The following is a 22309-nucleotide window of genomic DNA, read 5'->3' on the forward strand; positions in this document are numbered from 1 at the left end:
ACGACGCCCCGGTCCCGCCGCGAGGGCGGGACCGATCCTCCAGAAAGGCACGCCGATGCTGTCCTTCATCCTCAGACGGATGCTGATCGCGATCCCGACGATCATCCTGATCTCGGTCTTCGTCTTCGCGCTTCAGAAGCTGCTGCCGGGCGATCCGGTCCTCGCCATGGCGGGCGAGGATCGCGACCCCGAAACGCTCGCCTTCCTGCGCGAGAAGTATCGCCTAAACGACCCGATCCCGGTGCAGTACTTCAACTGGGTGGGCAACGCGCTCAGGGGCGACCTCGGGATCTCGCTCAGGACCAATCAGCCGGTGACCGAGCTCATCGCGCAGAAGCTTCCGGTGACGATCCAGCTCGCCACGATGGCCATGATCTTCGCCGTCGTCATCGGCATTCCGGCGGGGATCCTGTCGGCCATCCGCAAGGGCACCATCACCGACTACGTGGCGAACGTCGTCGCGCTGTCGGGCCTTTCGATTCCGAACTTCTGGCTCGGCATCATGCTGATCCTGCTCGTCTCGGTGAAATGGCAGCTGCTGCCCGCCTCGGGCTACGTGCCCTTCGGCGAAGACCCCGTACGCTCGATCCAGGTGATGCTGATGCCGGCCTTCGTGCTCGGCACGGCACTGGCCGCGACGCTCATGCGGCACACACGCTCGGCCATGCTGAGTGTCCTGACCTCGGATTACGTCCGCACGGCGCGGGCCAAGGGCCTGAACGAACGGCGCGTGATCCTCAAACACGCCTTCCGCAACGCGCTGACACCCATCGTCACGCTGACCGCTCTCCTCTTCGGCGAGCTCATCGCGGGTGCCGTCCTGACCGAGCAGATCTTCACCGTGCCGGGCTTCGGCAAACTCATCGTCGATGCGGTCTTCAACCGCGATTACGCCGTCGTGCAGGGCATCGTGCTCGTCACCGCGCTCGGGTTCATCGTGATGAACCTGCTCGCCGATGTCGCCTATGTCCTCCTGAACCCGAGATTGCGAGGCACGTGATGACCCAGGCCGCCGATCCCGTCACGATCAACGCCGAGGCCGCGCATGACGACGTGCTCGACCGCAAGTCCGAAAGCCGCGTCTGGAAGAAGTTCCGCGGCCATCGCTCCGCCATGCTGGGCGGCATCCTGGTCGCGTTCTTCGTCATCGTCGCGATCATCGCGCCGCTTTTGCCGGTGCCCGATCCGACCGCGACAGATTGGGGTGCGGTGCGACAGGCCCCGTCGGCCGCGCATCCGCTCGGCACGGACGAGATCGGGCGCGATGTCCTGTCGCGCATGATCTGGGGCGCGCGCGCCTCGCTGCTGGCGGGAGTCGTCTCGGTGCTGATCGCCGTCGCACTCGGCGTGCCGCTCGGGATCGCGGCGGGGTATTTCCGCGGCTGGACCGATGCCGTGATCTCGCGCTGCACCGAGGCGCTTCTGGCCGCGCCCTTCCTCATCCTCGCCATCGCTCTCGCGGCCTTTCTCGGGCCGTCGCTGCAAAACGCGATGATCGCCATCGGTATCTCGGCCACGCCGCTCTTCGTGCGGCTGACGCGGGGGCAGGTCCTGTCGGTCGCGGCCGAGGATTACGTCGACAGCGCGCGGGCCATCGGCCTTCCGACGCGCAAGATCCTGTCGCGCTATATCCTGCCGAACATCCTGCCGCCGATCCTCGTCCAGGCGACGCTGACCATCGCGACCGCCATCATCGCCGAGGCGTCGCTCAGCTTCCTCGGCCTCGGGCAGCAGCCGCCAGCTCCCTCCTGGGGCTCGATGCTGAACACCGCCAAGAACTTCCTCAACCAGGCGCCATGGATGGCGCTCTGGCCGGGTATCGCGATCTTCCTCGTGGTGCTCGGGTTCAACCTCCTGGGCGATGGCCTGCGCGATGCCCTCGATCCGCGCGAAAAGTAAGAAGAGAAGACCAATGACAGAATTCACCACCCGTCCCGACATCCGCGGCACCTTCGGCGTTGTCACCTCGACCCACTGGATCGCCTCGGCCGTCGGCATGTCGATCCTCGAGAAGGGCGGAAACGCCTTCGACGCGGCCGTGGCTACGGGTCTCGTCCTGCAGGTGGTGGAGCCGCATCTGAACGGCCCCGCGGGCGATCTGCCTGCGATCTTCCTCAGCGCCGAGGCCGGGATCGGCGTGGTCGCTGCGCAGGGGCCCGCCCCGCAGGGCGCCACGATCGAGCATTACCGCGATCGGGGCCTCACGCTCATTCCCGGGTCGGGACTTCTCTCGACCGTTGTGCCGGGGGCCTTCGACGGCTGGATGCTGATGCTGCGCGATCACGGCACGATGACCCTGCGCGAGGTCCTGTCGCCTGCCATCGGATATGCCCGAGACGGCCATCCGATCCTGCCGCGCGTCGCCAACACGATCGCCGGCCTGGCGGAATATTTCGCCACCGAATGGCCCTCATCGGCCGAGACCTGGACCCCCGGTGGCACCTCGCCCGAGGCGAATGCCCTCTTCCGCAATCCCGATCTCGCCGCGACATACGAGCGTCTCGTCGAGGCGGGCGAGGCCGCTGGCGAGGATCGCACCCACCAGATCGACGCGGCCCGGACCGAATGGGCCGAAGGCTTCGTTGCCCGCGCGATCTTCGACTATCTCGAGACTGCCGAGGTCCACGACGTCTCCGAAGGCAGAAACCGCGCCGTCCTCGCTCCCGCCGACATGGCCGATTGGCGGGCGGAGTTCGAGGCACCGCTGTCCTACGAGTATCACGGCTGGACCCTCAACAAGACGGGCCCGTGGGGACAGGGGCCGGTCCTGCTGCAATCGCTGGCCATCCTCAAACACACGGATATCGCGAATATGGACCCGCTCGGGGCCGAATTCGTCCATACCGTGATCGAGGCGATGAAGCTCTCCTACGCCGATCGGGAGGCCTATTACGGCGACCCGAAGCAGAGCGACGTGCCGATGGAGCATCTCCTGTCGGATGCGTACAATGCCGAGCGCGCCGCCCTGATCGGGCCCGAGGCCTCGACCGAACAGCGCCCCGGCCGCGTTCCGGGATTCGAGCGGCAGGCCGACGCCTATGTCGAGCGCGCCGCACGTGATTTCGGCGTGAGCGATGCCGGCGCGCAGGAGCCCACGATGGCGCACCTGACCGAGAAGAAGGGCGACACCGTCCATCTCGACGTGATCGACCGCTGGGGAAACTGCGTCGCCGCGACGCCTTCGGGCGGCTGGCTCCAATCGAACCCGGTGATCCCCGGCCTGGGCTTTCCGCTGAACTCGCGGGCGCAGATGTTCTGGCTCGAGGAGGGGTTGCCGACCTCGCTCGCACCGGGGCGACGTCCGCGCACCACACTCACCCCCACGATCGCCGAGCACGAGAACGGCGATCGTCTCGCCTTCGGCACGCCCGGCGGCGACCAGCAGGATCAATGGCAGCTCATCTGGTTCCTGCGCTTCGTGCATCACGGGCTCGGCCTGCAGCAGGGCATGGACGCGCCGCTTTTCCATTCCATGCATTTCCAGGGGTCCTTCTTCCCCCGCGCTGTGAAGACCGCCGAAATGATGATCGAGCCGGCCTTCGGCGAGACCGTCATCGACGATCTGCGGGCGCGCGGCCATGTCGTGACCGTGGCCGAGCCCTGGACGATCGGCCGCCTCACCGCCGCGCATCGCACCGCGGATGGCCAGCTCAGCGCGGCGGCGACCCCACGCCTGATGCAGGCCTATGCGGTGGGTCGGTGAGCCCGGCCCCCGCGCCCGCGCGATGAGCGACGAACCGGATCTGGCCACGGCTCGCATCCGTGGGGGCGACGGCAATTCGACCGAGGTGCGCGGGCGCATCCTGCAGCTGATGGAGACCGATGCGCTCGGCCGGGACGGGCGCCTCCCAACCGAGCGCGACCTGGCCGAGATCTGCGGCACCACGCGGCGCATCGTGCGCCGCGCGCTTGCCGCGCTCGAATCCGAAGGGCTGGTCTGGCGGCGTCAGGGCAAGGGAACCTTCGCCGGGCAAGCCGCGGATCCGACGGGCATCCTCGCGGCCGAGATCGCGAGGGGCACCACCCCGCTCGAGGTGATGGAAGCCCGCCTCTGCGTCGAGCCCGAGCTCGCCGCCCTCGCCGCGCGCCGCGCCTCCCCCGACGATGTCGAGCGAATGCATCATATCGTGGCACAGGCCTTCGAGGCGGCCGATCCCGATGCCTGCGAGCTCTGGGACGGGGCACTGCACCGTCTCATCGCCCGGAGTGCCGAGAACCGCCCGCTCCAGACGACCTTTGCCATGCTCGACGCGATCCGCGGCAACGCGACATGGCGCGAACTGCGCGCGCAGTCGCGCTCGACCCGGTCGGTCGAGGAAACCCTGCGTCAGCATCGCATCATCGTGGCGGCCATTGCCGCCGAGGATTCCGAAGCCGCACGCGGGGCGATGCGCACGCATCTGAAAAGCCGCATGGGGGCGCTCGCCACGACGACGGGAACGGCACCGTGACGAGCGCGCCGATCACCGAGGCCGACATCGCGGGTGCCGAACGGCTTCTCGGGATCGCGCTGACCAGCCGCGAACGCGCGCAGATGGCAGGCAATCTCGATGGGCAGATCGGCTCCGCGATTGCCCGACGCGGGGTCGCCCTGCCGAACGATGCGCCAATGGCGAGCCGCTTCGACCCCCGGCTGCCGGGATTCGCCATGCCGGCAGCCGGCCCCTTGCACTGGTCGCGCGACACCGCGCCCCTGCCCGGATCCGAAGAGGACATCGCCTTCGCCCCCGTCACGCAGCTTTCCGGCTGGATCCGCGAGGGCGCGCTCACGAGCCGTCGGCTGACCGAAATCTACCTGGGCCGGATCGCGGCGCTGAACCCACGGCTTTCGTGTTTCGCGACCGTGACACCCGACCGCGCGCTGGCCGAGGCCGACGCCGCGGATGCGCTGACCCGGGGCGGCGTCAATCTCGGGCCGCTTCACGGGATCCCCTACGGGCTCAAGGATCTTTTCGACACGAAGGGTATCCTTACCGGCTGGGGGGCCGAGCCCTTCATGGACCGCATGCCCGACACGGATGCCCGTATCGTGACGCTGCTGCGGCAGGCCGGAGCCGTGCTCCTGGGCAAGACCAGTCTGGGCGCACTCGCATATGGCGACATCTGGTATGGCGGGCGGACACGCAATCCCTGGAACCTCGACGAAGGGGCGTCCGGCTCGTCGGCAGGGTCCGCCTCGGCCATTGCCGCCGGACTTTGCGGATTTTCGATCGGGACCGAAACGCTGGGATCCATCACCTCGCCGTCGGAGCGGTGCGGTGCGACCGGTCTGCGACCGACCTTCGGGCGGGTCAGCCGCACGGGCGGCATGGCGCTTTGCGGGTCGCTCGACAAGGTCGGTCCGATCTGCCGGTCGGTCGAGGATACGGCGATGGTTCTTGCGGCGATCAACGGCGGCGACACGGAAGATCGCGGATCCATCCACGCGCCGTTCTCGTTCGACGCCACGCGCGCGATCGAAGGCCTGCGTCTCGGCTATCTGCCGGAGGCGTTCGAGGATGGCGCGACGGAGACCGATCATGCGGCCCTTGAGGTTGCGCGCGACCTCGGGATCGAGATGGTCGAGATGGCCCTGCCCGACCTCCCATACGCATCGCTTATCAACATACTCTATGCCGAGGCCGCCGCCGCCTTCGAGGACCTCACCCTTTCCGGGGCCGACGACACGCTGACATGGCAGGATGACGGGGCATGGCCCAACACGTTCCGCAAGGCCCGTTTCCTGTCCGCCGTCGATCACGTGCAGCTCGATCGCCTGCGCTACCGCGTGATGCAAGCGCTCGACACGGCATTCGCGGATGTGGACGCCATGATCGGACCCTTCTCCACCGGGCCGATGCTGGTCGCGTCCAATTTCACCGGCCACCCCTGCCTGCATCTGCGCGCGGGCTTCGAGCAGATCGCCACCCGCGGCGCGAGCTCGCTCGGCTCAGGCGCGCTCAGACGCGGAACGGCCGGAGAAGGTCCGCCACACCTCGTTCCGCGCGGCATATCCCTCTGGGGCGGGCTCTTCGACGAGGGCACGATCCTCGCCCTCGGTCAAGCGCTCGAAAGTGCCTTCCGCGTCCGGGACCGGCGCCCGGAACTCGCTCCCTGACATCGGCCCGAAGGCCCCCGACATCGAATGAAGGAATATCCATGACCCATATCCCCGCCTCGGTCGAAACCTGCGCTTGGGGCTTCTTCGACGCTGCACGCGCGCCCGTCGCCACGATCCGCAGCGGCGAGAGCGTGACCATCGACACCGTTTCCGGCGGGCCGGAGGCGCTGCCGGGGCCGGGCTTCGACGTGCCGCCCGAGCTTCTGGACATCCACGCGCGCTCCGAACGCCCCGTCCTGGGCCACATTCTGACCGGGCCGGTCGCCGTCGAGGGCGCGCGGCCCGGCACGATGCTCCAGATCGACATCGAGGACGTCTCGCTCAGGACGGATTGGGGCTACAACGCGATGCGGCCGCTGGCCGGCATCCTGCCGCAGGACGTGCCGGAACGCCGGATGCTGAACATTCCGCTCGATCGCGAGGCGATGACCGGACGCCTGCCATGGGGGCTCGATCTGCCGCTGAACCCCTTCTTCGGGGTGATGGGTGTGGCCCCGCCGCGCGAATGGGGTCTCATCTCGTCGATCGAGCCGCGCAAGCATGGCGGCAATCTGGACCTCAAGGAACTCGTCGCGGGCACTACGCTCTACCTGCCGGTCTGGGCCGAAGGCGCGCTCTTCTCGGTGGGTGACGGCCACGGTGCCCAGGGTGACGGCGAGGTCTGCGTGACGGCGATCGAGACCGCGCTGCGTGGCACGTTCCGGCTGACCGCACGACCCGACATGACGGGAACCGCGCCACTGGCCGAAACACCGACACACTGGATCACGATCGGGCTCGGTCCGGATCTGGATACCTGCGCCGAGGACGCGACGCGTGCGATGATCCACCTCGTCCGGGATCGTGCGGGCCTCGACTGGGCCGACGCCTTCACGCTCCTGAGTCTGGCGGGCGATCTTCGGATCACGCAGGCCGTCAACGGCTGCAAGGGCGTGCACATGATGCTGGCGAAGTCGCTGCTCGGATAGTCACAGGAAAGATCGGCGGATCGCATCAGACCGCCCGTGCCGCGCTGGGAGGATCCCGGCGCGCGCCGCACCATAGGCATTTTAAGATCGGCGGACATTACGGATGAGGCACCGCCATCCCGAAGCGGTCCGACCCGATGGGCGCGTTATCGTCAGGGGAAAATGGTGCCGATGAAGGGACTCGAACCCCCGACCCACGCATTACGAATGCGTTGCTCTACCATCTGAGCTACATCGGCATCATCGACGCGCCTCTTACCAAGGAAGACGCGCCGGTGAAAGAGGCTTTTAGTTGCGCTTGGCGTTTTCCTCGTCGCGCTGCTCCTGCGGAACGATCACCTCGGCTTCGGGAACGCTCGTCGCGGTGGGCGTACGGTCCTCCGATACCGGCGGCACGGGCTCGCCGCTCGTCTTCTCCGCATCGCCCTCTGACACGTCCGCGGTCGCGACGCTTGGCGCGGGATCGGGATGTCCAGGCGCGGGGGGCACATCGGAGGACAGGGCAGTCTGCTCTTTCTCGGGCATAGCGACCTCGGCATGGCCTTCCTCCCGCCCGACGATGAGCGGCAGCATCTCGGCCTGGACCGGCATCGCCACCATTCCCTCGCGCGGCTCGCGCCAGCTCAGCGTGTCGAAGGCCCCGCAGTTGCCGCAGATCGGCTCCCAACCGGAATGGACGCTGTGGCAGTTGTCGCAGACCCATTGCGGACCGCGCGGCACCGACACAGCCCGGGCGAGCCAACCGCGGACGACCGCATCGTCGGCCCCCTCACCGCGCTCGATCGCGGCCATGATCGTCACCGACCGTGCCGTCGGATGCGCCGTCGCAAGATCGCCGAGGGCGCGACGTGCGGCGGGAAAGTCCTCGTTCGCGATGTGCAGTTCGGCCAGCAGCATCCGCGTCTCGGGATGATCGGGCTTGAGCCGGGTGAGCGTGTGGAACCGGCGCACGCGCTGCTCGGGCGTCTCGTCCGGCGCGATCTCGGCAAAGGCGGCGGCGAGGTCGGGATGCGGCTGCGCCTCCCAGGCCTTCTTGATCACACGCGTTGCGTAACGGGTCTGGTTGTTGCGGATGTATTCGCGCGAGGCCAGCACCGCGGCCGGGATCAGGTCCGGCGACAGGCGGTTCGCCTCGATCGCGTTCTCGCGCGCCTTAATGTCGGAATCTGCCGCCAGCAGATCACGCGCCTCGCTGAGCGCGAGAACCGCATCGCGGCGCTTGTGGACGTCGCGCGGCATGCTGCCGTGCTTGAGCTTCGCGCCCAGTGTCCGGCGTGCGCCCGTCCAGTCGTGCTTGCCCGCCTGGAGACGCAGAAGCGTATCCTGCGTCTCGACATGCTTCGGCTTGAGGGCGAATGCTTTCTCGGCCAGCGCCATCGCGGTGTCGGTATCGCCATCCTCGAGCCGCTGTTTCATCAGCCCGCGAACCCCGACGAACCGGGTCCGATCGTCTGTCAGAAGTTCCTTGTAGACGCCTTCGGCGGTGCTGCGGTCGCCGGTCATCTCGGCTCCCTGCGCCACGAGAAGCCGGGTGAGATCGGGACGGTTAAGGTATTTCTCGGCCCTCTCGGCCTTGGACCGCGCCTCCTTCCCCTCGCCCGAGGCAAGCGCGAGCATCGCGTCGCTGAGTGCATTGAGGCCCTTGCGTTCCCGGCTGCGCGAGAAATGCCGGCTGACCGCCGTTTCGTCACCGTTGAGAAACCGCAGGACGGCAACGAGCAGACCCAGCAGCTTGATCACGATCCAGACCACGAGGATCAGCAAAATCGCGGCGATGACCGTCTGAAGCGGCCCGAGAGTGAACTCGGTATTGGCGAAGGATACGCGTAGCGCGCCATCGGCGCTCATCAGCTGTCCCGCACCCCAGGCGAGGAACGCGATCACGCAGAAGAAGAGGACGACCTTGATGAGGGACCAGAGCATGTCAGACCGTCCTTAATTGCTGTTCTGGGAAGTGGGCAGGTCGGCTGCGGCCTGTTCGGCGTCGAGCCTTGCACGTGCGCTGTCGATCCAGTCGGACATCGCGTCGCGACCCTCCTGCGGTAGATCCTGCAATTCGGAAAGCGCCGCTTCGAGATCGCCCTCGCCGACACGCGCCTGCGCGCGCGACAGGACCGCGTCCGGGCCGGCACCCTCCCGCTCGTCCAGCGATCTCGCACCGGTCTGCGCCCTGAGAAACGCCCCGAACCGGTCGATCGGGCCATCGCCCACAGTCGCGCGCAGCGACGCGTCGAGCGCCTCGCGCGCGGCCGGATCGAACCGATCCTGAAGCTCGGCAAGCGTCACGACCCCGTCGGGGGCCGGCGCGGTGATCGCGTTCGGCAGATCCGCATCGCTCGCTTCCCGGTAGGCACCGACCGCATCCTGATAGGGGCTTCCGGCATCGATCGCCGCGCGGATCTCGCTCAGCGCGGCCTGCGACGCGATGCGGCGCGCCTCTTCCTGCGCGGCATTCGCGGCACCGTCGACCTGCTGGCTCAACTCGTCGACGCGCTGTTCGAGCGATGCGACCTGATCCTGCGACCCGCTCTCTATCGCCGAGATCCGTTGCGACAGCTCGTCGAGCTGGTTTCGCAGATCGTCGGTCGTCTGACCAAGTTGGCCGAGTTGTTCGGGATCGAAGGTCGAGGCGTTTCCGGCAAGGCCCGCCTCGACGCCGCCGATCCGCTCGTCGAGGGAATCGAGGTTTCCGACCAGCGAGCCAAGGTTCTCGCGCAACTCCGCCAGGCCCGCATCCGACGCGTCGAGCCGTGCGTTCGATTCGTCGGGTGCCCCGAGCGCGGTCTCGATCTGGTCGATCCGGGATTCGTGCGAGGCGACGATCTGCGCCATCGCCTCCTCGTCCTCGGACGGATTGGCCCCGAAAAGGCCGAACTCACCGTAATAGGCTGCAAGATAGCCGATCGCGGCCGCCAAAAAGCCTCCGAGGAGGAGCATCGCAACGGATGGCCCTCTGGAGCTGGCAGCGCCCGCCTGCGTGGCGGAACCGGAATCGGGCTGCACGATGGGTGCGGCACTGGTGGCGGGGTCGGTCGATGCGGTCTGGTCGGTCGTCGCCCGGTCGTGCCCACGCCTGCCGCCTGCGGTGCCTTCCCGCCCGTCGCCATTCTCGGACGGTGCCTCGGCAGTCGCGGAACTCTCATGCGCCTCGGAGTCCTCGGACGGAGTTTCGGCGGTCGCTACGGGCTCACGCGTGGTGTCACCCGTCGTCGAGCTTTCGGGCACGTTTGCCGTCTCGTCGGTCTTCGCAGCGGTGGGTTCGTCCGCCTTGGCCCCGTTGGTCGTGTCGGATTTCCGGTTCTTCGCCACGTCTGCCCCACCTTCCTTGCGCCCGCATGCGGGCCATCGCCCTGATCATTCAATCATTCACGAAGCCTAGCGTTCCGTCTCCACCGCAACAAGTGCCGCGAGGACCTGCAGCATCGCCTCCGCATCGGGTCGGGGCGCAATATGGACCGTTCCGCCGAAAGGCCAAGCCTCGGCCACGGCCTCGCTCATCGCGACGACGGCCGTCGATGCGGGCGGCGGTGCCACAAGATCGTGCGCCACCAGTCGCGCCGATCTCGGCGAAAAGAGCGGCAGGAGAGCATGACCGTCGGCGATGCGGCTGCGGGCGGCCAGGCTCAAGGACCTTGCGATCTGGTCGTAGACTACGCGGCTCTCCGCCTGCAGACCGCGCTGCCGCAGGGCCCGGGCCACATCACGCGTCACGTGGCGACCGTGAAGATGGACGACCGGACCCCTTTCCTGTGCGGCGATAGCCTCCAGAAGGGCATCGGCTGTACCGGGGACGAATGTTTCGCGTACGAACCCTTCCGCATCCGCAAGGCGGGCGGTGCGCGGCCCGACCGTCCAGACGCGCCGCCCCCGAAGGCCGAGCGCGGCGGCACGGCGCACCCCCTGCTCGGATGTCAGGACGAGCGTCCCTTCGGGAATGTCGGGGGGCGTCACATCGACGATCCTGAGGATCGGCGAGAAGATCACGGGGCCCGCGATGCCCAGCGCCCGCGCGCCGAACGCCAGACGCCGCGCGGCATCGATCGGTCGCGTGAGGATGAGCGCGTGACGCGCGATGATCCATCGCCTCCCTGGCGGAATTGTGGACGGTGCCGCCCGCGAGTGCTACGCCGCGACGGCATCTCTTCGCAACAGAAAGACGGCATGGACGGCACGCTCACCATTCTCGGGATCGAGAGCAGCTGCGACGATACCGGCGCGGCCGTGTTGCGTCACGCCCCGGGCGAACGCGGCCTGATCCTGTCGAACGTCGTGGCGAGCCAGACCGCGCTGCATCGCGATTACGGGGGCGTCGTGCCCGAGATCGCCGCGCGGGCGCATGTCGAAAAGCTCGACATCGTGACGGTGGAGGCCCTGCGGCAGGCGGGTCTCGGCCTCGATGCGATCGACGGGATCGCGGTGACGTCCGGGCCGGGTCTTATCGGCGGGGTGATGGCGGGCGTCATGTTCGCAAAGGGGCTCGCCGTGGCGCGGGGCTTGCCGCTTCTGGGGGTGAACCACCTCGCGGGCCATGCCCTGACGCCCCGGCTGACCGACGATCCGGGCTTTCCCTATCTCATGCTGCTCGTCTCGGGCGGGCATTGCCAGTTCCTGCGTGTCGAGGGGCCCGACAGCTTCGCACGGCTGGGCGGGACGATCGACGACGCGCCCGGAGAGGCGTTCGACAAGGTGGCGCAGGCATTGTCCCTGCCCCAGCCGGGCGGGCCGAGCGTCGAGCGATGCGCATTTGACGGCGCGCCCTGCATCCCCCTTCCCCGGCCGCTTCTCGATCGGGAGGGGTGCGACATGTCCTTCTCGGGGCTGAAGACGGCCGTGCTGCGCGCCCGCGACGCCGCGCTCCAAGACGGTGCCCTGCCGCGCCAGGCGCGTGCCGATCTCTGCGCTTCGTTTCAGGCCGCAATGGCCGCGATCCTGTCCGAGAAGGCCCGGCGCGCGATTGCCCTCGCCGGCCCCGTGACCACGCTCGCCGTGGCGGGCGGTGTCGCAGCCAACACCGCGATCCGCGCCGGCCTCGATGGCGTCGCGAAAGCGGCCGGTCTGCCCTTTGTGGCCCCTCCGCTCTCGCTTTGCACCGACAATGCGGCGATGATCGCCTGGGCCGGGATCGAGCGGTTCCGAATGGGCCATCGCGACGGCATGGATCTCGCCGCTCGACCGCGCTGGCCGCTCGACCCGGACGCCGCGCCGATGCTCGGCAGCGGACGCAAGGGAGCGAAGGCATGAGATACTGGCTTTTCAAATCCGAACCGTCGGACTGGTCCTGGGACGATCAGGTCGCGAAGGGCGATCGGGCCGAGGAATGGACCGGCGTGCGGAATTATCAGGCGCGCAACATGATGCGCGAGATGGAGATGGGCGATCTGGGCTTCTTCTACCATTCGCAGAAGGAACGCGCGATCGTCGGCATCGTGGAGGTGACGCAGGCCGCGCATCCCGACCCGAGCGCAGGCGACGACGACAGGTGGGACTGCGTGAGCGTCCGCGCGGTGAGGTCCCTGCCCCGGCCCGTCACGCTCGATCAGGTGAAGGCCGATGCGCGGCTCGCGGAAATGGCCCTCGTCCGCGCACCCCGCCTGTCGGTGCAACCGGTCGATGCCGAAGCCTGGCGCGCGATCCTCGAACTCGGCGGGCTCGACGGTGGCGATCATTTCTCCTGAAGGGCGTCCAGAGCCTCGGGTTTCAGCACGCGCAGCACGGTCCATCCGATCAGGCCCAGCGCAAGCGTGAGTGCCGCCGCCGCGGCCATCGTGTTCAGCCGCTCGAAGGCGAGCGTGTCCATGTCGGTGACCAGCGCCAGGATCTCGAGCACCGAGATCGTCAGCAGCGCCGTGAAGAACGTGTAGTTCCATGGCAGCGTCCGGAAGGCCAGCGGAAGCGCCAATATGCCCAACGCAGCCGTGAGCCAGGCCGCCTCGGAGATCCAGGCGATGGCCAGCGCCAGAGCTGTCCCGAGGATCGTGCCGAGCGTCCGCTTCATCGTGCGCGAAAAGAGCCGTCCGTGCGGCGGAATGCACAGCACGACGAATGTCAGCGGAAACCAGAAGCCGTGATTGCCGAAGAAGCGGTTGCCGACATAGACCGATGCGGCGAGGCCGAATGCCAGGATCGTACCGAAGACGAGGGCGTATTCTTCGCTTTCCCCGTCTTCTTCGCCCGTCGTGCGGGTCTCGCCGAAGATCTTGGTGACGGCGAGCGCCCATACCATCGCGAGGAGGAAGATCGCGAAGAGCAGCGGTTTCTCGTCCGACGGGAGGATCGGCGAGGTGAAGACCGTCCACGTGATGAGAGCGCGCAATGCCGGCCGTGCGACGCCGTGATGCCCGCAGATTCCTGTCATGATCCCCAGAACGGGTGCCACGATCAACGCCATGTCGGGCGCGCCGAGGCTGAGAAGACCCGCGAGCCCCAGGATCAGCGTGACGAGCGTCGCGTGCAGGACGCCTTCGTCCTTGGCCGCCAGATGGGCGGGAAGTGCCGCGATGAAGGCGATCGCCCCCATCCTGCCGTAGATCGCGACGCCGATCGCGGGCGGAGCCGCCACGGCCAGCGTCGTCACGGCGACCGAGCGCCAGGGCATCGGATCACCGCCTTCGAACAACCATTCCTTCACTCGTCCCATCATGTCCCGCCCGCCTGACCCCCGGTGGATCTAGCCCATACGCGGGATCGGCCAAACCGGGCTCAGTTATAGACCTCTTCCCGGCCGAACCGCTTGGTAAGCATGTAGTAGATCACGGCACGGTACTTGCGGGGATTTTCGCGCCCGTAGGTCCGGATCGCCTCCTGGATCGCTCCCATCAGGCTCTCGCTGTCCTCGAGGCCCAGCTTGCCCATGAGAAAGCTCTCGCGCACGCGGTTGAGTTCCTCCGTATCGGAAGAGGATACGACCGCCGCATCGTCGTCGTAGATCGACGGGCCGCACCCGGCGGTGACCTTGGCGAGCAGATCCAAGTCGGGCTCCATCCCGCACCTGTCGCGCAGATCGGCCGCGTATGTCTCGATGAGTTCTTCCTGCCGTCCCATTCGGCGCTCTCCTCTTTCGTTCGTATGGGGTCCGAACGTCCACAGGATGCGACGGGTCCGGGCACACGCGCTGTTTTCGCCACGGATCCCGGCACCAAACGCACAATTCCGCGGCGAATGCGATGTTTTCTCGCTTTCCGACAATTTTCTGCAAACCTGAGTCCGGAACGATCCACATGGGAGAAACGGATTCCGATCACGCCAGCCACGGAGGCAGCTTCATGACCCGAAAGACTTACGTCGTCGCCTACGAGGGCGACGCGGACGGCACCAGGGTGCTCGACTATGCCATAAGCCAGGCCGCCCAGACCGGCGCGCGGCTCAACATCGTCCATATCCTCGAATGGTCGCCCTACCGCTTCCTCACCAAGGAAGAGGTCGAGGAGCGGCACGTGAGACGCTCCGAGGAGCTCGCCCGTGCAAGCGACGCGTTGATGGAGCCTGCGCTCGAGAAGGCCCGCGCCGCGGGGGTCGAGGCAATCGGCACCGTCAAGTTCGGCTCGGTCGTGCCGCTCGTCGCGGCGACGGTAACCGATAGCGGTGCCGAACTCGTCTTCGTCGGACGATCGGGCGCGCACAATTTCGGCGCGCGGATCTTCGGCTCCGTTCCGCTGGGTCTGGCGCAGATCGCCACCGTCCCGACCGTCATCGTGCCGTGAAAGGAATGTCCATGAACCGCATTTCCCAACTGGCCGCGACCGGCCTTGCCGCCGCGCTTCTCGCCCGGCCCGCCGTCGCGCAATCCTCCCTCGACGAGACGATCAACACGATCTTCGCCGACTATACCGGCTGGTACGTCTCGATCATCTTCGCGGACCTGCCGGGCACCAACTTCTCGTGGATCGCGCTCTGGCTCGTCGTCGGGGCGGTGATCTTCACGTTCTATTTCGGCTTCATCCAGTTCAAGGGCTTCATGCACTCGATCCGGCTGGTGAAAGGCGATTACTCCGACCCCGACGACGCGGGCGAGGTCAGCCATTTCCAGGCGCTCGCCACGGCGCTGTCGGGAACGGTGGGGCTCGGCAATATCGCTGGCGTGGCGGTCGCGGTCGGGATCGGCGGCCCCGGTGCCACGTTCTGGATGGTGGTCGCGGGCCTCTTCGGGATGGCCACGAAGTTCACCGAATGCACGCTCGGGGTGAAATACCGCAACGAATACGGCGACGGCACCGTGTCGGGCGGGCCGATGTACTACATGACCAAGGGGTTCAAGGAACGCGGGATTCCGGGCGGCAAGGCCTTCGCCATGGTCTTCTGCGTCTTCACGATCCTGACCGCGGTCGGTGCCGGCAACATGTTCCAGGCGAACCAGGCTCATGCGCAGCTTTCGGGCGTGCTCGGCGGCTATCCCGGCTGGATCACGGGCGTGGTCCTCGCGCTCATCGTCTTCGCGGTGATCGTCGGCGGGCTCAAGTCCATCGCGCGCGTGACCGAAAAGGTCGTCCCCTTCATGGGGATCTTCTACGTGCTCGTCTCGCTCGTGATCCTGCTGAGGAACTACGACGAGATCCTCTGGGCCTTCGGGCAGATCTTCGAAGGGGCGTTTACCGGCCTCGGCGTTGCGGGCGGGTTTACGGGCGCGCTGATCCAGGGCTTCCGCCGCGCGGCCTTCTCGAACGAGGCGGGCGTCGGATCCGCCGCGATCGCGCATTCGGCCGTCCGCACGAAGGAACCCGTGACCGAGGGCTACGTGGCCCTTCTCGAGCCCTTCATCGACACGGTGGTGATCTGCACGATGACCGCGCTCGTCATCGTCATCACGGGCGTGCTGCAGCTCGACCCCGAAACCGGGCTCTATGCCTGGAACGCCGAAGCCGGACGGATCGCGACCGAAGGCGGCGTGCAGGGAGTCGAGCTGACCTCGGCCGCCTATGCGGAGGCCTTCTCGTGGTTCCCGCCGCTCCTCGCGATCTCGGTCGTGCTGTTCGCGTTCTCGACGATGCTGTCATGGAGCTATTACGGAATGAAGGCCGTCACCTATCTCTTCGGCGAGGGTAAGGTGCAGGAGCTTGCCTACAAGACGATCTTCTGCCTCTTCATCATCATCGGCTCCGCCGCGAGCCTGCAGCCAGTGATCGATTTCTCCGACGCGATGCTGTTCTCGATGGCGATCGTCAACATCATCGCGCTCTACATCCTGATGCCGATCGTCCGGCGCGAGCTCGACGGTTACGTCAAGCGGCTCCGTTCGGGCGAGATCAAGAAGTACACCGGAAGCGACAAGGCCAAGCCGGGCGTGACGCCCGGAGAATGAAGGCATGGGGGCCGCGTCGATCGCGCGGCCCCGACACCTCAATAGCGGTAATGCTCGGGCTTGAACGGACCCTCGGGCGTGACGCCGATATAGGCGGCCTGCTCGGCATTCAGTTCGGTCAGCTTCGCACCGATCCGGCCCAGATGCAGCCGCGCGACCTTTTCATCCAAATGCTTGGGCAGGATGTAGACGTCGTTCTCGTATTGCTCGCCATTCTTCCATAACTCGATCTGCGCGAGGACCTGGTTGGTGAACGAGGCCGACATGACGAAGGACGGATGACCCGTCGCGTTGCCGAGGTTCAGAAGGCGCCCTTCGGAAAGCAGGATGATGCGATGCCCCGACGGCATCTCGATCATGTCCACCTGCTCCTTGATGTTGGTCCACTTGTGGTTCCTGAGGTTCGCAACCTGGATCTCGTTGTCGAAATGGCCGATATTCCCGACGATCGCCATGTCCTTCATCTCGCGCATGTGCTCGATGCGGATGACGTCGCGGTTGCCGGTCGTCGTGACGAAGATATCCGCGCTCGAGACGACATCCTCCAGCAGGACCACCTCGAACCCGTCCATCGCGGCCTGAAGCGCGCAGATCGGATCGACCTCGGTCACCTTCACGCGCGCGCCCGCACCGCGCAGGCTCGCCGCCGATCCCTTGCCCACGTCGCCATAGCCCATCACGACCGCGACCTTGCCGGCCATCATGGTGTCGGTCGCGCGACGGATACCGTCGACGAGGCTTTCCTTGCAGCCGTACTTGTTGTCGAATTTCGACTTGGTGACGGAATCGTTCACGTTGATCGCCGGGAAGGGAAGCTGCCCCTTGCGCTTGAGATCGTAGAGACGATGCACGCCGGTCGTCGTCTCCTCGCTCACGCCCTTGATCTGGTCGCGCATCTTCGTGAACCAGCCGGGCGATTGCTCCATCCGCTTGCGGATCTGTGCGAAGACGGCCTCTTCCTCTTCCGAGGTCGGAACGTCGATGAGGCCTGTCTCGCCCGCCTCGACGCGCGCACCGAGCAGCACATAAAGCGTCGCGTCGCCACCATCGTCGAGGATGAGGTTCGGGCCGTCCTCGAACTGGAACGACCGGTCGAGATAATCCCAGTGTTCGACCAGCGACTGCCCCTTGACCGCGAAGACGGGCGTGCCGCCCTTGGCGATCGCGGCGGCGGCATGGTCCTGCGTCGAGAAGATGTTGCACGAGGCCCAGCGCACGTCGGCACCCAGATCGACGAGCGTTTCGATCAGGACGGCCGTCTGGATCGTCATGTGAAGCGATCCGACGATGCGCGCACCCGCAAGGGGTTTCTCCTGGCCGTATTCCTCGCGCAGGGCCATGAGGCCCGGCATCTCGGTCTCGGCGATATCGAGTTCCTTGCGGCCGTATTCCGCCAGCTCGATGTCCTTGACGACGTAATCCTGAGCCATGACGGCCGCTCCCCATGCTTGGAAATCGGCTAGGCGATACCACTCGCCCGCCCGACACACAACGGATCCGGCCCGCTTGACGCATCGCCCGCGATGGCGAAGAAGGGGCCCCTGACCCCGCAACGGCACGGATGACGAGGATGGCACAGCCCCGCGCCTGGCAACGGATGCTCTCGGGCCGCAGGCTCGACCTCCTCGATCCGACGCCCGTGGATATCGAGATCGACGACATCGCGCATGGCTTGGCCTTCGTGGCGCGCTGGAACGGCCAGACGCGGGGCGATTTCGCCTATTCGGTGGCCGAGCATTCGCTGCTGGTCGAGACGATCTACACCCGCATGGTCGCGCGCCCCGATCCGCGCTGGCAGCTTGCCGCGCTGCTCCACGATGCGCCGGAATACGTCATCGGCGACATGATCTCTCCGGTGAAGGCGGCGGTCGGTCCTGAATACAAGGCGCTCGACGATCGGCTGGGTGCGGTCGTCCATGTCCGGTTCGGCCTGCCCGCGACGCTTCCGCAGGCCGTGAAACGCAAGATCAAGGCCGCCGATCGCATCAGCGCCTGGCTGGAAGCGGTCGAGATCGCGGGCTTCACCGAGGACGAGGCGACACGCTTCTTCGGCCGTCCCGATTCCGCGCTCACCCGCGACCTGTCGATCGTCCTGCGCCCGCCGGTGGAGGTCCGGGCCGAATTCACCGCTCGTCACTCCGCGCTCCTGCGACGGTTCTGAACCGGTCCCGGCTCAGCGCGGCGAGCGTTTGGCCAGAATACGCTGAAGCGTGCGGCGATGCATGTTGAGCCTGCGTGCCGTCTCCGAGACATTGCGGTCGCATTGCTCGTAGATCCGCTGGATGTGCTCCCAACGCACGCGGTCGGCGGACATCGGATTCTCGGGCGGCGGGGGCAGATCCTCGCCCGTCGAGAGCAGCGCGGCGACGATCTGTCGCGCATCCGCGGGCTTCGAGAGGTAGTCCGTCGCTCCGATCTTCACGGCGGCGACCGCGGTGGCGATGGCACCGTATCCGGTCAGCACGACGATCCGCGCATCCTCCCGACGCTCGCGGATCGCCTCGACCACGTCGAGCCCGTTGCCGTCCGACAGGCGCAGATCGACGACCGCATGTGCCGGCGGTGCCGAGCGGGCCATTCCGACACCTTCCGCGACGCTTTCCGCGATCCGCACCTCGAAGCCGCGCTTCTCCATCGCCCTGGCGAGACGCCGCACGAAGGTCTCGTCATCATCGACGAGAAGCAGGCTCTTGTCCTTGCCGATCTCGATCGCAGCGTCGTCCATCGACTGCACCATCCGAATGTCATCCATGCCCAAAAGTTAGCGCCACGGCTCCGGCGGTCAACGCGGACCCCGCCCATTGCCGCCCGCGGGTTCGCCGCGCTACCGTCTGCGGCGATGAGCGATGCAGCCCCCTCCCCGCAGACAGGATCGCCCGACGCGATCTTCGCCGGTCCGCGCCGGTCGAACTGGGTGCGGCTGCGCACGCTGATCCTGCTGCGCTGGATCGCCATCGCGGGGCAGGTGACCGCCGTTCTCGTCGCCGAATTCCTCCTCGATCTGGTCTCGCATAACGGGCTCATCGCGCTCGCGATATCCGCGGCAGTCATCACCAACGTCGCGGCCGCGCTGGTCTTTCCCGAAAACCAGCGCGTCTCGGAACGGGGTCTCGTCTGCGTCCTCGTCTTCGACATGGTGCAGCTCTCGACGCTGCTGATGCTGACGGGCGGGCTCAACAACCCGTTCGCCTCGCTGATCCTCGCGCAGGTGGCGATCTCGGCGGCGGTGCTGAGGCTGCGCGCCATGGTCGCCGTCTGCACCGTGGCGCTCCTCCTCACGACGGTGAACCTCTTCTTCTACATGCCGCTGCAGAACAAGGCGGGCGACATCCTCGAGATCGACCCGATCTTCCGGGCGGGGTTCTGGGCGGCGATCATGACCGGCGTGATCTTCCAGGCCTCCTACGCGCGGCGCGTCACGCTCGAGATGACGGCGATGGCCGACGCGCTCTCGGCCACGCAGATGGCCCTCGCCCGCGAGCAGAAGCTGACCGATCTGGGCGGGGTCGTGGCGGCCGCCGCGCACGAGCTCGGAACCCCGCTTGCCACCATCGCACTGGTGAGCGGCGAGATGATCGAGGAAGCCCCCCCCCGGAAGCGAGCTGCAGGAAGATGCCCGCCTCATCCGCGATCAGGCGGAGCGATGCCGCGTCATCCTTCATTCGATGGGCCGGGCCGGAAAGCAGGACCAGCACATGCGTCAGGCCCCGCTTTCCTCTCTGCTCGAGGAGGCGGCGGCACCGCACGGGGACCGGGGAATCGCGCTGCTCTACGACCTGGCCGCCGCCGGAGGGGAGGCTGCCGCCGAACCGGTGATCCTGCGCCGCCCCGAAATCGTCCACGGCATCCGGAACCTCGTCCAGAACGCCGTCGACTATGCCGCATCGACCGTCTGGATCGACGCGAGATGGACGGGCACGCGCATCAACCTGCGCATCGCCGATGACGGCCCCGGCTATCCGCCCGATCTTCTGCCCTATCTCGGCGATCCGTTCACTCGGCCCCGCCGCAAGCCCGAACGCGCCAAGCGCGAGGGCTACGAGGGGATGGGGCTCGGGCTCTTCATCGCGAAGACGCTGCTCGAACGGTCCGGGGCCGAGATCACCTTCGCCAATGCCGACGAACGGATGGGGCCGCCGGGCTCGACCGGGCGGCGCGGCGGTGCCTTCGTCACGCTGAGCTGGGAGCGCATGACGCTTGAACGCCCCGGCGGAGACCGTCGCGCCCTGGGAGAGAACGCCCCCACGTCCGTCTGAACCGGGTCGCGAAAGGCGGTTAATGTATCATTAATCAATTTCATCCAGCCTTCGTCGGAATGGGGAGTTCTGGCGACGGACGGTACGACGAGGAACATGTGGGCTCTGGCGATCACCTTCGGCACCGCTTCGCTCGGCGCGGCGCTTCTCGCGGCCCTGTTCCTCTCCCGGCAATACCGCAACCTGATGGCCCGCCGTGCGCTCTGGTCCGACGACGTGGCCGAGACGACCGTCTTCCTGGTCGATCGCGGCCGGATCGTCGATGCGAGCCCTCCCGCACGCGATTTCCTGTCGATGCTCGATGCCGGGCCCTCTTCCTATGCGCAACTCGCGCGGCACCTGCGCGAAATCTTCGACGGGTTCGACGACGCGATCCTGACCCTTCCGCGCCAGCGGATGCGGACGCTTGCCTCGCGCGATTGCGCCCAGACCCTGAACCTGTCGATGGAAGGCGCGCGCGCGCGGATCGAGATCGCGACCTCCGAGAAGGAGGTCGTGACCCTCGATCGCGGAAGCCACGCCCATATCGAGGCCGAACTCGAGAGCCTGCGCGCGCTCGGCGACAGCCTGGCCTTTCCCGCATGGCGACAATCGCGCAACGGGGCCGTGTCCTGGGCGAACCGCGCCTATCTCGACCTCGCGCGCGAGGCGAAGGGGGCCGATATCGGCATCTGGCCGCCTCCGCTCCTCTTTCCCGAGGTGGCCCAGTCGCGCGACTCGTATCTTCGCGGCTCGATCGAGGGCAAGGACGGCCGCAAGCGCTGGTTCGACTGCCGGATCGAGGCGATCGACGAGGACGTGTTCGTCACCGCCGTGCCGGCCGATCAGCTCGTCCGGGCCGAGGCGACGCTCACCGATTTCACCCAGACATTCTCGCGCACCTTCGCGCATCTGACCGTGGGCATCGCCGTCTTTGATCGCGACCGGCACCTCGTGATGTTCAATCCCGCGCTGACCGAGCTCTCGGCCCTGCCACCCGATCTCCTCGCGGGACGGCCCCGGCTCGAAAGTTTCCTCGACGCGCTCCGCGCCAGGCAGATGATGCCCGAGCCCCGCGACTACGCGACCTGGCGCGATCATGTCAGCAATCTCGAACGCGCCGCGGTCGACGGCACCTATTCCGAGATGTGGCACCTCCCGGGCGGGCGCACCTACCGCGTCACCGGGCGGCCCCAGGTCGACGGCGCCTTCGCGCTGCTGATCGAGGATATCAGCGCCGAGATCAGCCTCACCCGCCGCTTCCGCGCCCAGATCGAGACGGGACACGCCGTGCTCGAAACGCTTCCGGACGCGATCTGCGTCTTCGACCGGCTGGGCAACCTGACGATGGCCAACGGTGCCTACGACCGGCTCTGGGGCGACGACACGCACGGATCGCTCGACGGGACGAGCGCCGCCGACGCGGTCGGGCAATGGATCACCGCGGGCGTCTCCGGTCGTGCCTGGGGCGAGGTGCGCGAATTTCTCGGCAACGAACATCCGGAGGAAGACGCCTCCGTCCGGATCCAGCTCAAGGACGGTCGGGCCATGACGCTTCACATGAACGTCCTGCCCGGCGGCATGCGCATGGTCCGTTTCGCCGACGCCCGGAAATCCAGCCTCCTGCCGTTGCCGGGAACCGGCGACAGGCAGCGGCAGAGCGTCTGATCGCATCCGGCGAACCGCACTTTCGCGTCGGTTCCCGCCTTGC

19 protein-coding genes, 1 tRNA gene and 1 pseudogene are annotated in these 22309 nt (G+C 67.1%); 13 read left to right on the forward strand and 8 right to left on the reverse strand.

All coding sequences use genetic code 11. The annotated features are described in order from the left end of the window. Nucleotides 1-55 precede the first annotated feature (55 nt). Genes RVY76_RS12800 through RVY76_RS12825 form a run of 6 tightly spaced genes read left to right on the forward strand, consistent with a single transcriptional unit; the run spans nt 56 to nt 7068 of the window. Nucleotides 56-1000 carry an ABC transporter permease gene (locus tag RVY76_RS12800; protein ID WP_317374490.1) on the forward strand — a complete coding sequence of 315 codons (945 nt, stop codon included), beginning with the start codon at nt 56-58 and terminating at the stop codon, nt 998-1000. After that, a complete protein-coding gene (locus tag RVY76_RS12805; RefSeq protein ID WP_317374492.1) occupies nt 1000-1899 on the forward strand; it encodes an ABC transporter permease in 900 nt (299 codons plus the stop codon). Before RVY76_RS12800 ends, RVY76_RS12805 begins: the two co-directional genes overlap by 1 nt. Before the next feature lie 13 nt (nt 1900-1912). Next, complete coding sequence (locus tag RVY76_RS12810) at nt 1913-3703, forward strand: gamma-glutamyltransferase family protein (protein ID WP_317374494.1); 1791 nt, start codon at nt 1913-1915, stop codon at nt 3701-3703. Nucleotides 3704-3725: 22 nt separating this feature from the next. After that, complete coding sequence (locus RVY76_RS12815; RefSeq protein WP_317374495.1) at nt 3726-4451, forward strand: FadR/GntR family transcriptional regulator; 726 nt, start codon at nt 3726-3728, stop codon at nt 4449-4451. Beyond that, nucleotides 4448-6097 (forward strand): amidase, encoded by a 1650-nt coding sequence (locus RVY76_RS12820; protein WP_317374497.1) that lies wholly within the window; start codon nt 4448-4450, stop codon nt 6095-6097. The genes RVY76_RS12815 and RVY76_RS12820 overlap by 4 nt, the downstream gene beginning before the upstream one ends. Nucleotides 6098-6138: 41 nt before the next feature. Continuing rightward, complete coding sequence (locus tag RVY76_RS12825; RefSeq protein WP_317374499.1) at nt 6139-7068, forward strand: acetamidase/formamidase family protein; 930 nt, start codon at nt 6139-6141, stop codon at nt 7066-7068. A gap of 163 nt (nt 7069-7231) precedes the next feature. On the opposite strand, the gene RVY76_RS12830 is transcribed toward RVY76_RS12825, so the two are convergent. From RVY76_RS12830 to RVY76_RS12845, 4 genes are all read right to left on the reverse strand, one after another. Beyond that, nucleotides 7232-7307: transfer RNA gene (locus RVY76_RS12830), tRNA-Thr, on the reverse strand. A gap of 49 nt (nt 7308-7356) precedes the next feature. After that, nucleotides 7357-8991, reverse strand: a complete 1635-nt coding sequence (locus RVY76_RS12835) for a heme biosynthesis protein HemY (RefSeq protein ID WP_317374501.1) — start codon at nt 8989-8991, stop codon at nt 7357-7359. A 12-nt stretch (nt 8992-9003) separates the two neighbouring features. Beyond that, on the reverse strand, nt 9004-10377 hold the full coding sequence (locus tag RVY76_RS12840; RefSeq protein WP_317374503.1) for a COG4223 family protein: 1374 nt from the start codon (nt 10375-10377) through the stop codon (nt 9004-9006). Nucleotides 10378-10443: 66 nt separating this feature from the next. Beyond that, nucleotides 10444-11052 carry a uroporphyrinogen-III synthase gene (locus RVY76_RS12845; protein ID WP_317374504.1) on the reverse strand — a complete coding sequence of 203 codons (609 nt, stop codon included), beginning with the start codon at nt 11050-11052 and terminating at the stop codon, nt 10444-10446. A 177-nt stretch (nt 11053-11229) separates the two neighbouring features. Here RVY76_RS12845 and tsaD point away from each other — a divergent pair, with 177 nt between their 5' ends. Together tsaD and RVY76_RS12855 are read left to right on the forward strand one after the other, a co-directional pair. Next, nucleotides 11230-12309: a tRNA (adenosine(37)-N6)-threonylcarbamoyltransferase complex transferase subunit TsaD gene (gene tsaD / locus RVY76_RS12850; RefSeq protein ID WP_317374506.1), complete on the forward strand. Its 1080-nt coding sequence runs from the start codon at nt 11230-11232 to the stop codon at nt 12307-12309. Next, on the forward strand, nt 12306-12743 hold the full coding sequence (locus tag RVY76_RS12855; protein WP_317374507.1) for an EVE domain-containing protein: 438 nt from the start codon (nt 12306-12308) through the stop codon (nt 12741-12743). Before tsaD ends, RVY76_RS12855 begins: the two co-directional genes overlap by 4 nt. Here the strand turns inward: RVY76_RS12855 and RVY76_RS12860 are convergent. Continuing rightward, nucleotides 12731-13663 (reverse strand): FUSC family protein, encoded by a 933-nt coding sequence (locus RVY76_RS12860; protein WP_317374508.1) that lies wholly within the window; start codon nt 13661-13663, stop codon nt 12731-12733. The genes RVY76_RS12855 and RVY76_RS12860 overlap by 13 nt on opposite strands. 104 nt (nt 13664-13767) lie before the next feature. Continuing rightward, nucleotides 13768-14109, reverse strand: a complete 342-nt coding sequence (locus tag RVY76_RS12865) for a DUF2853 family protein (protein ID WP_317374509.1) — start codon at nt 14107-14109, stop codon at nt 13768-13770. Nucleotides 14110-14330: 221 nt separating this feature from the next. Between RVY76_RS12865 and RVY76_RS12870 the strand changes: the two genes are divergently transcribed. Beyond that, nucleotides 14331-14768: a universal stress protein gene (locus RVY76_RS12870; protein WP_317374510.1), complete on the forward strand. Its 438-nt coding sequence runs from the start codon at nt 14331-14333 to the stop codon at nt 14766-14768. Between the two features lie 11 nt (nt 14769-14779). After that, nucleotides 14780-16363 (forward strand): alanine/glycine:cation symporter family protein, encoded by a 1584-nt coding sequence (locus RVY76_RS12875; RefSeq protein WP_317374511.1) that lies wholly within the window; start codon nt 14780-14782, stop codon nt 16361-16363. A gap of 38 nt (nt 16364-16401) precedes the next feature. On the opposite strand, the gene ahcY is transcribed toward RVY76_RS12875, so the two are convergent. After that, on the reverse strand, nt 16402-17793 hold the full coding sequence (gene ahcY, locus RVY76_RS12880) for an adenosylhomocysteinase (protein WP_317374512.1): 1392 nt from the start codon (nt 17791-17793) through the stop codon (nt 16402-16404). A 140-nt stretch (nt 17794-17933) separates the two neighbouring features. On the opposite strand from ahcY, the gene RVY76_RS12885 reads away from it, so the two are divergent. After that, nucleotides 17934-18524: an HD family hydrolase gene (locus RVY76_RS12885; protein ID WP_317374513.1), complete on the forward strand. Its 591-nt coding sequence runs from the start codon at nt 17934-17936 to the stop codon at nt 18522-18524. A 12-nt stretch (nt 18525-18536) separates the two neighbouring features. On the opposite strand, the gene RVY76_RS12890 is transcribed toward RVY76_RS12885, so the two are convergent. Continuing rightward, complete coding sequence (locus RVY76_RS12890; protein WP_410795997.1) at nt 18537-19100, reverse strand: ActR/PrrA/RegA family redox response regulator transcription factor; 564 nt, start codon at nt 19098-19100, stop codon at nt 18537-18539. Nucleotides 19101-19202: 102 nt separating this feature from the next. On the opposite strand from RVY76_RS12890, the pseudogene regB reads away from it, so the two are divergent. Further along, a pseudogene (regB, locus tag RVY76_RS12895) lies at nt 19203-20619 on the forward strand (sensor histidine kinase RegB). 96 nt (nt 20620-20715) lie between these two features. After that, a complete protein-coding gene (locus tag RVY76_RS12905) occupies nt 20716-22266 on the forward strand; it encodes a PAS-domain containing protein (protein WP_317374516.1) in 1551 nt (516 codons plus the stop codon). The last annotated feature ends 43 nt before the right edge of the window (nt 22267-22309 follow it).

Source organism: Palleronia sp. LCG004 (genome assembly GCF_032931615.1).
Lineage (GTDB): Bacteria > Pseudomonadota > Alphaproteobacteria > Rhodobacterales > Rhodobacteraceae > Palleronia.

What these genes read in the sequence shown, in the direction of transcription:
- RVY76_RS12800 (WP_317374490.1), top strand. Translation starts at nt 56, where the DNA reads ATGCTGTCCTTCATCCTCAGACGGATGCTGATCGCGATCCCGACGATC.
- RVY76_RS12805 (WP_317374492.1), top strand. Translation starts at nt 1,000, where the DNA reads ATGACCCAGGCCGCCGATCCCGTCACGATCAACGCCGAGGCCGCGCAT.
- RVY76_RS12810 (WP_317374494.1), top strand. Translation starts at nt 1,913, where the DNA reads ATGACAGAATTCACCACCCGTCCCGACATCCGCGGCACCTTCGGCGTT.
- RVY76_RS12815 (WP_317374495.1), top strand. Translation starts at nt 3,726, where the DNA reads ATGAGCGACGAACCGGATCTGGCCACGGCTCGCATCCGTGGGGGCGAC.
- RVY76_RS12825 (WP_317374499.1), top strand. Translation starts at nt 6,139, where the DNA reads ATGACCCATATCCCCGCCTCGGTCGAAACCTGCGCTTGGGGCTTCTTC.
- RVY76_RS12835 (WP_317374501.1), bottom strand. Translation starts at nt 8,991, where the DNA reads ATGCTCTGGTCCCTCATCAAGGTCGTCCTCTTCTTCTGCGTGATCGCG.
- tsaD (WP_317374506.1), top strand. Translation starts at nt 11,230, where the DNA reads ATGGACGGCACGCTCACCATTCTCGGGATCGAGAGCAGCTGCGACGAT.
- RVY76_RS12855 (WP_317374507.1), top strand. Translation starts at nt 12,306, where the DNA reads ATGAGATACTGGCTTTTCAAATCCGAACCGTCGGACTGGTCCTGGGAC.
- RVY76_RS12860 (WP_317374508.1), bottom strand. Translation starts at nt 13,663, where the DNA reads ATGCCCTGGCGCTCGGTCGCCGTGACGACGCTGGCCGTGGCGGCTCCG.
- RVY76_RS12865 (WP_317374509.1), bottom strand. Translation starts at nt 14,109, where the DNA reads ATGGGACGGCAGGAAGAACTCATCGAGACATACGCGGCCGATCTGCGC.
- RVY76_RS12870 (WP_317374510.1), top strand. Translation starts at nt 14,331, where the DNA reads ATGACCCGAAAGACTTACGTCGTCGCCTACGAGGGCGACGCGGACGGC.
- RVY76_RS12875 (WP_317374511.1), top strand. Translation starts at nt 14,780, where the DNA reads ATGAACCGCATTTCCCAACTGGCCGCGACCGGCCTTGCCGCCGCGCTT.
- ahcY (WP_317374512.1), bottom strand. Translation starts at nt 17,793, where the DNA reads ATGGCTCAGGATTACGTCGTCAAGGACATCGAGCTGGCGGAATACGGC.
- RVY76_RS12885 (WP_317374513.1), top strand. Translation starts at nt 17,934, where the DNA reads ATGGCACAGCCCCGCGCCTGGCAACGGATGCTCTCGGGCCGCAGGCTC.
- RVY76_RS12890 (WP_410795997.1), bottom strand. Translation starts at nt 19,100, where the DNA reads ATGGTGCAGTCGATGGACGACGCTGCGATCGAGATCGGCAAGGACAAG.
- RVY76_RS12905 (WP_317374516.1), top strand. Translation starts at nt 20,716, where the DNA reads ATGTGGGCTCTGGCGATCACCTTCGGCACCGCTTCGCTCGGCGCGGCG.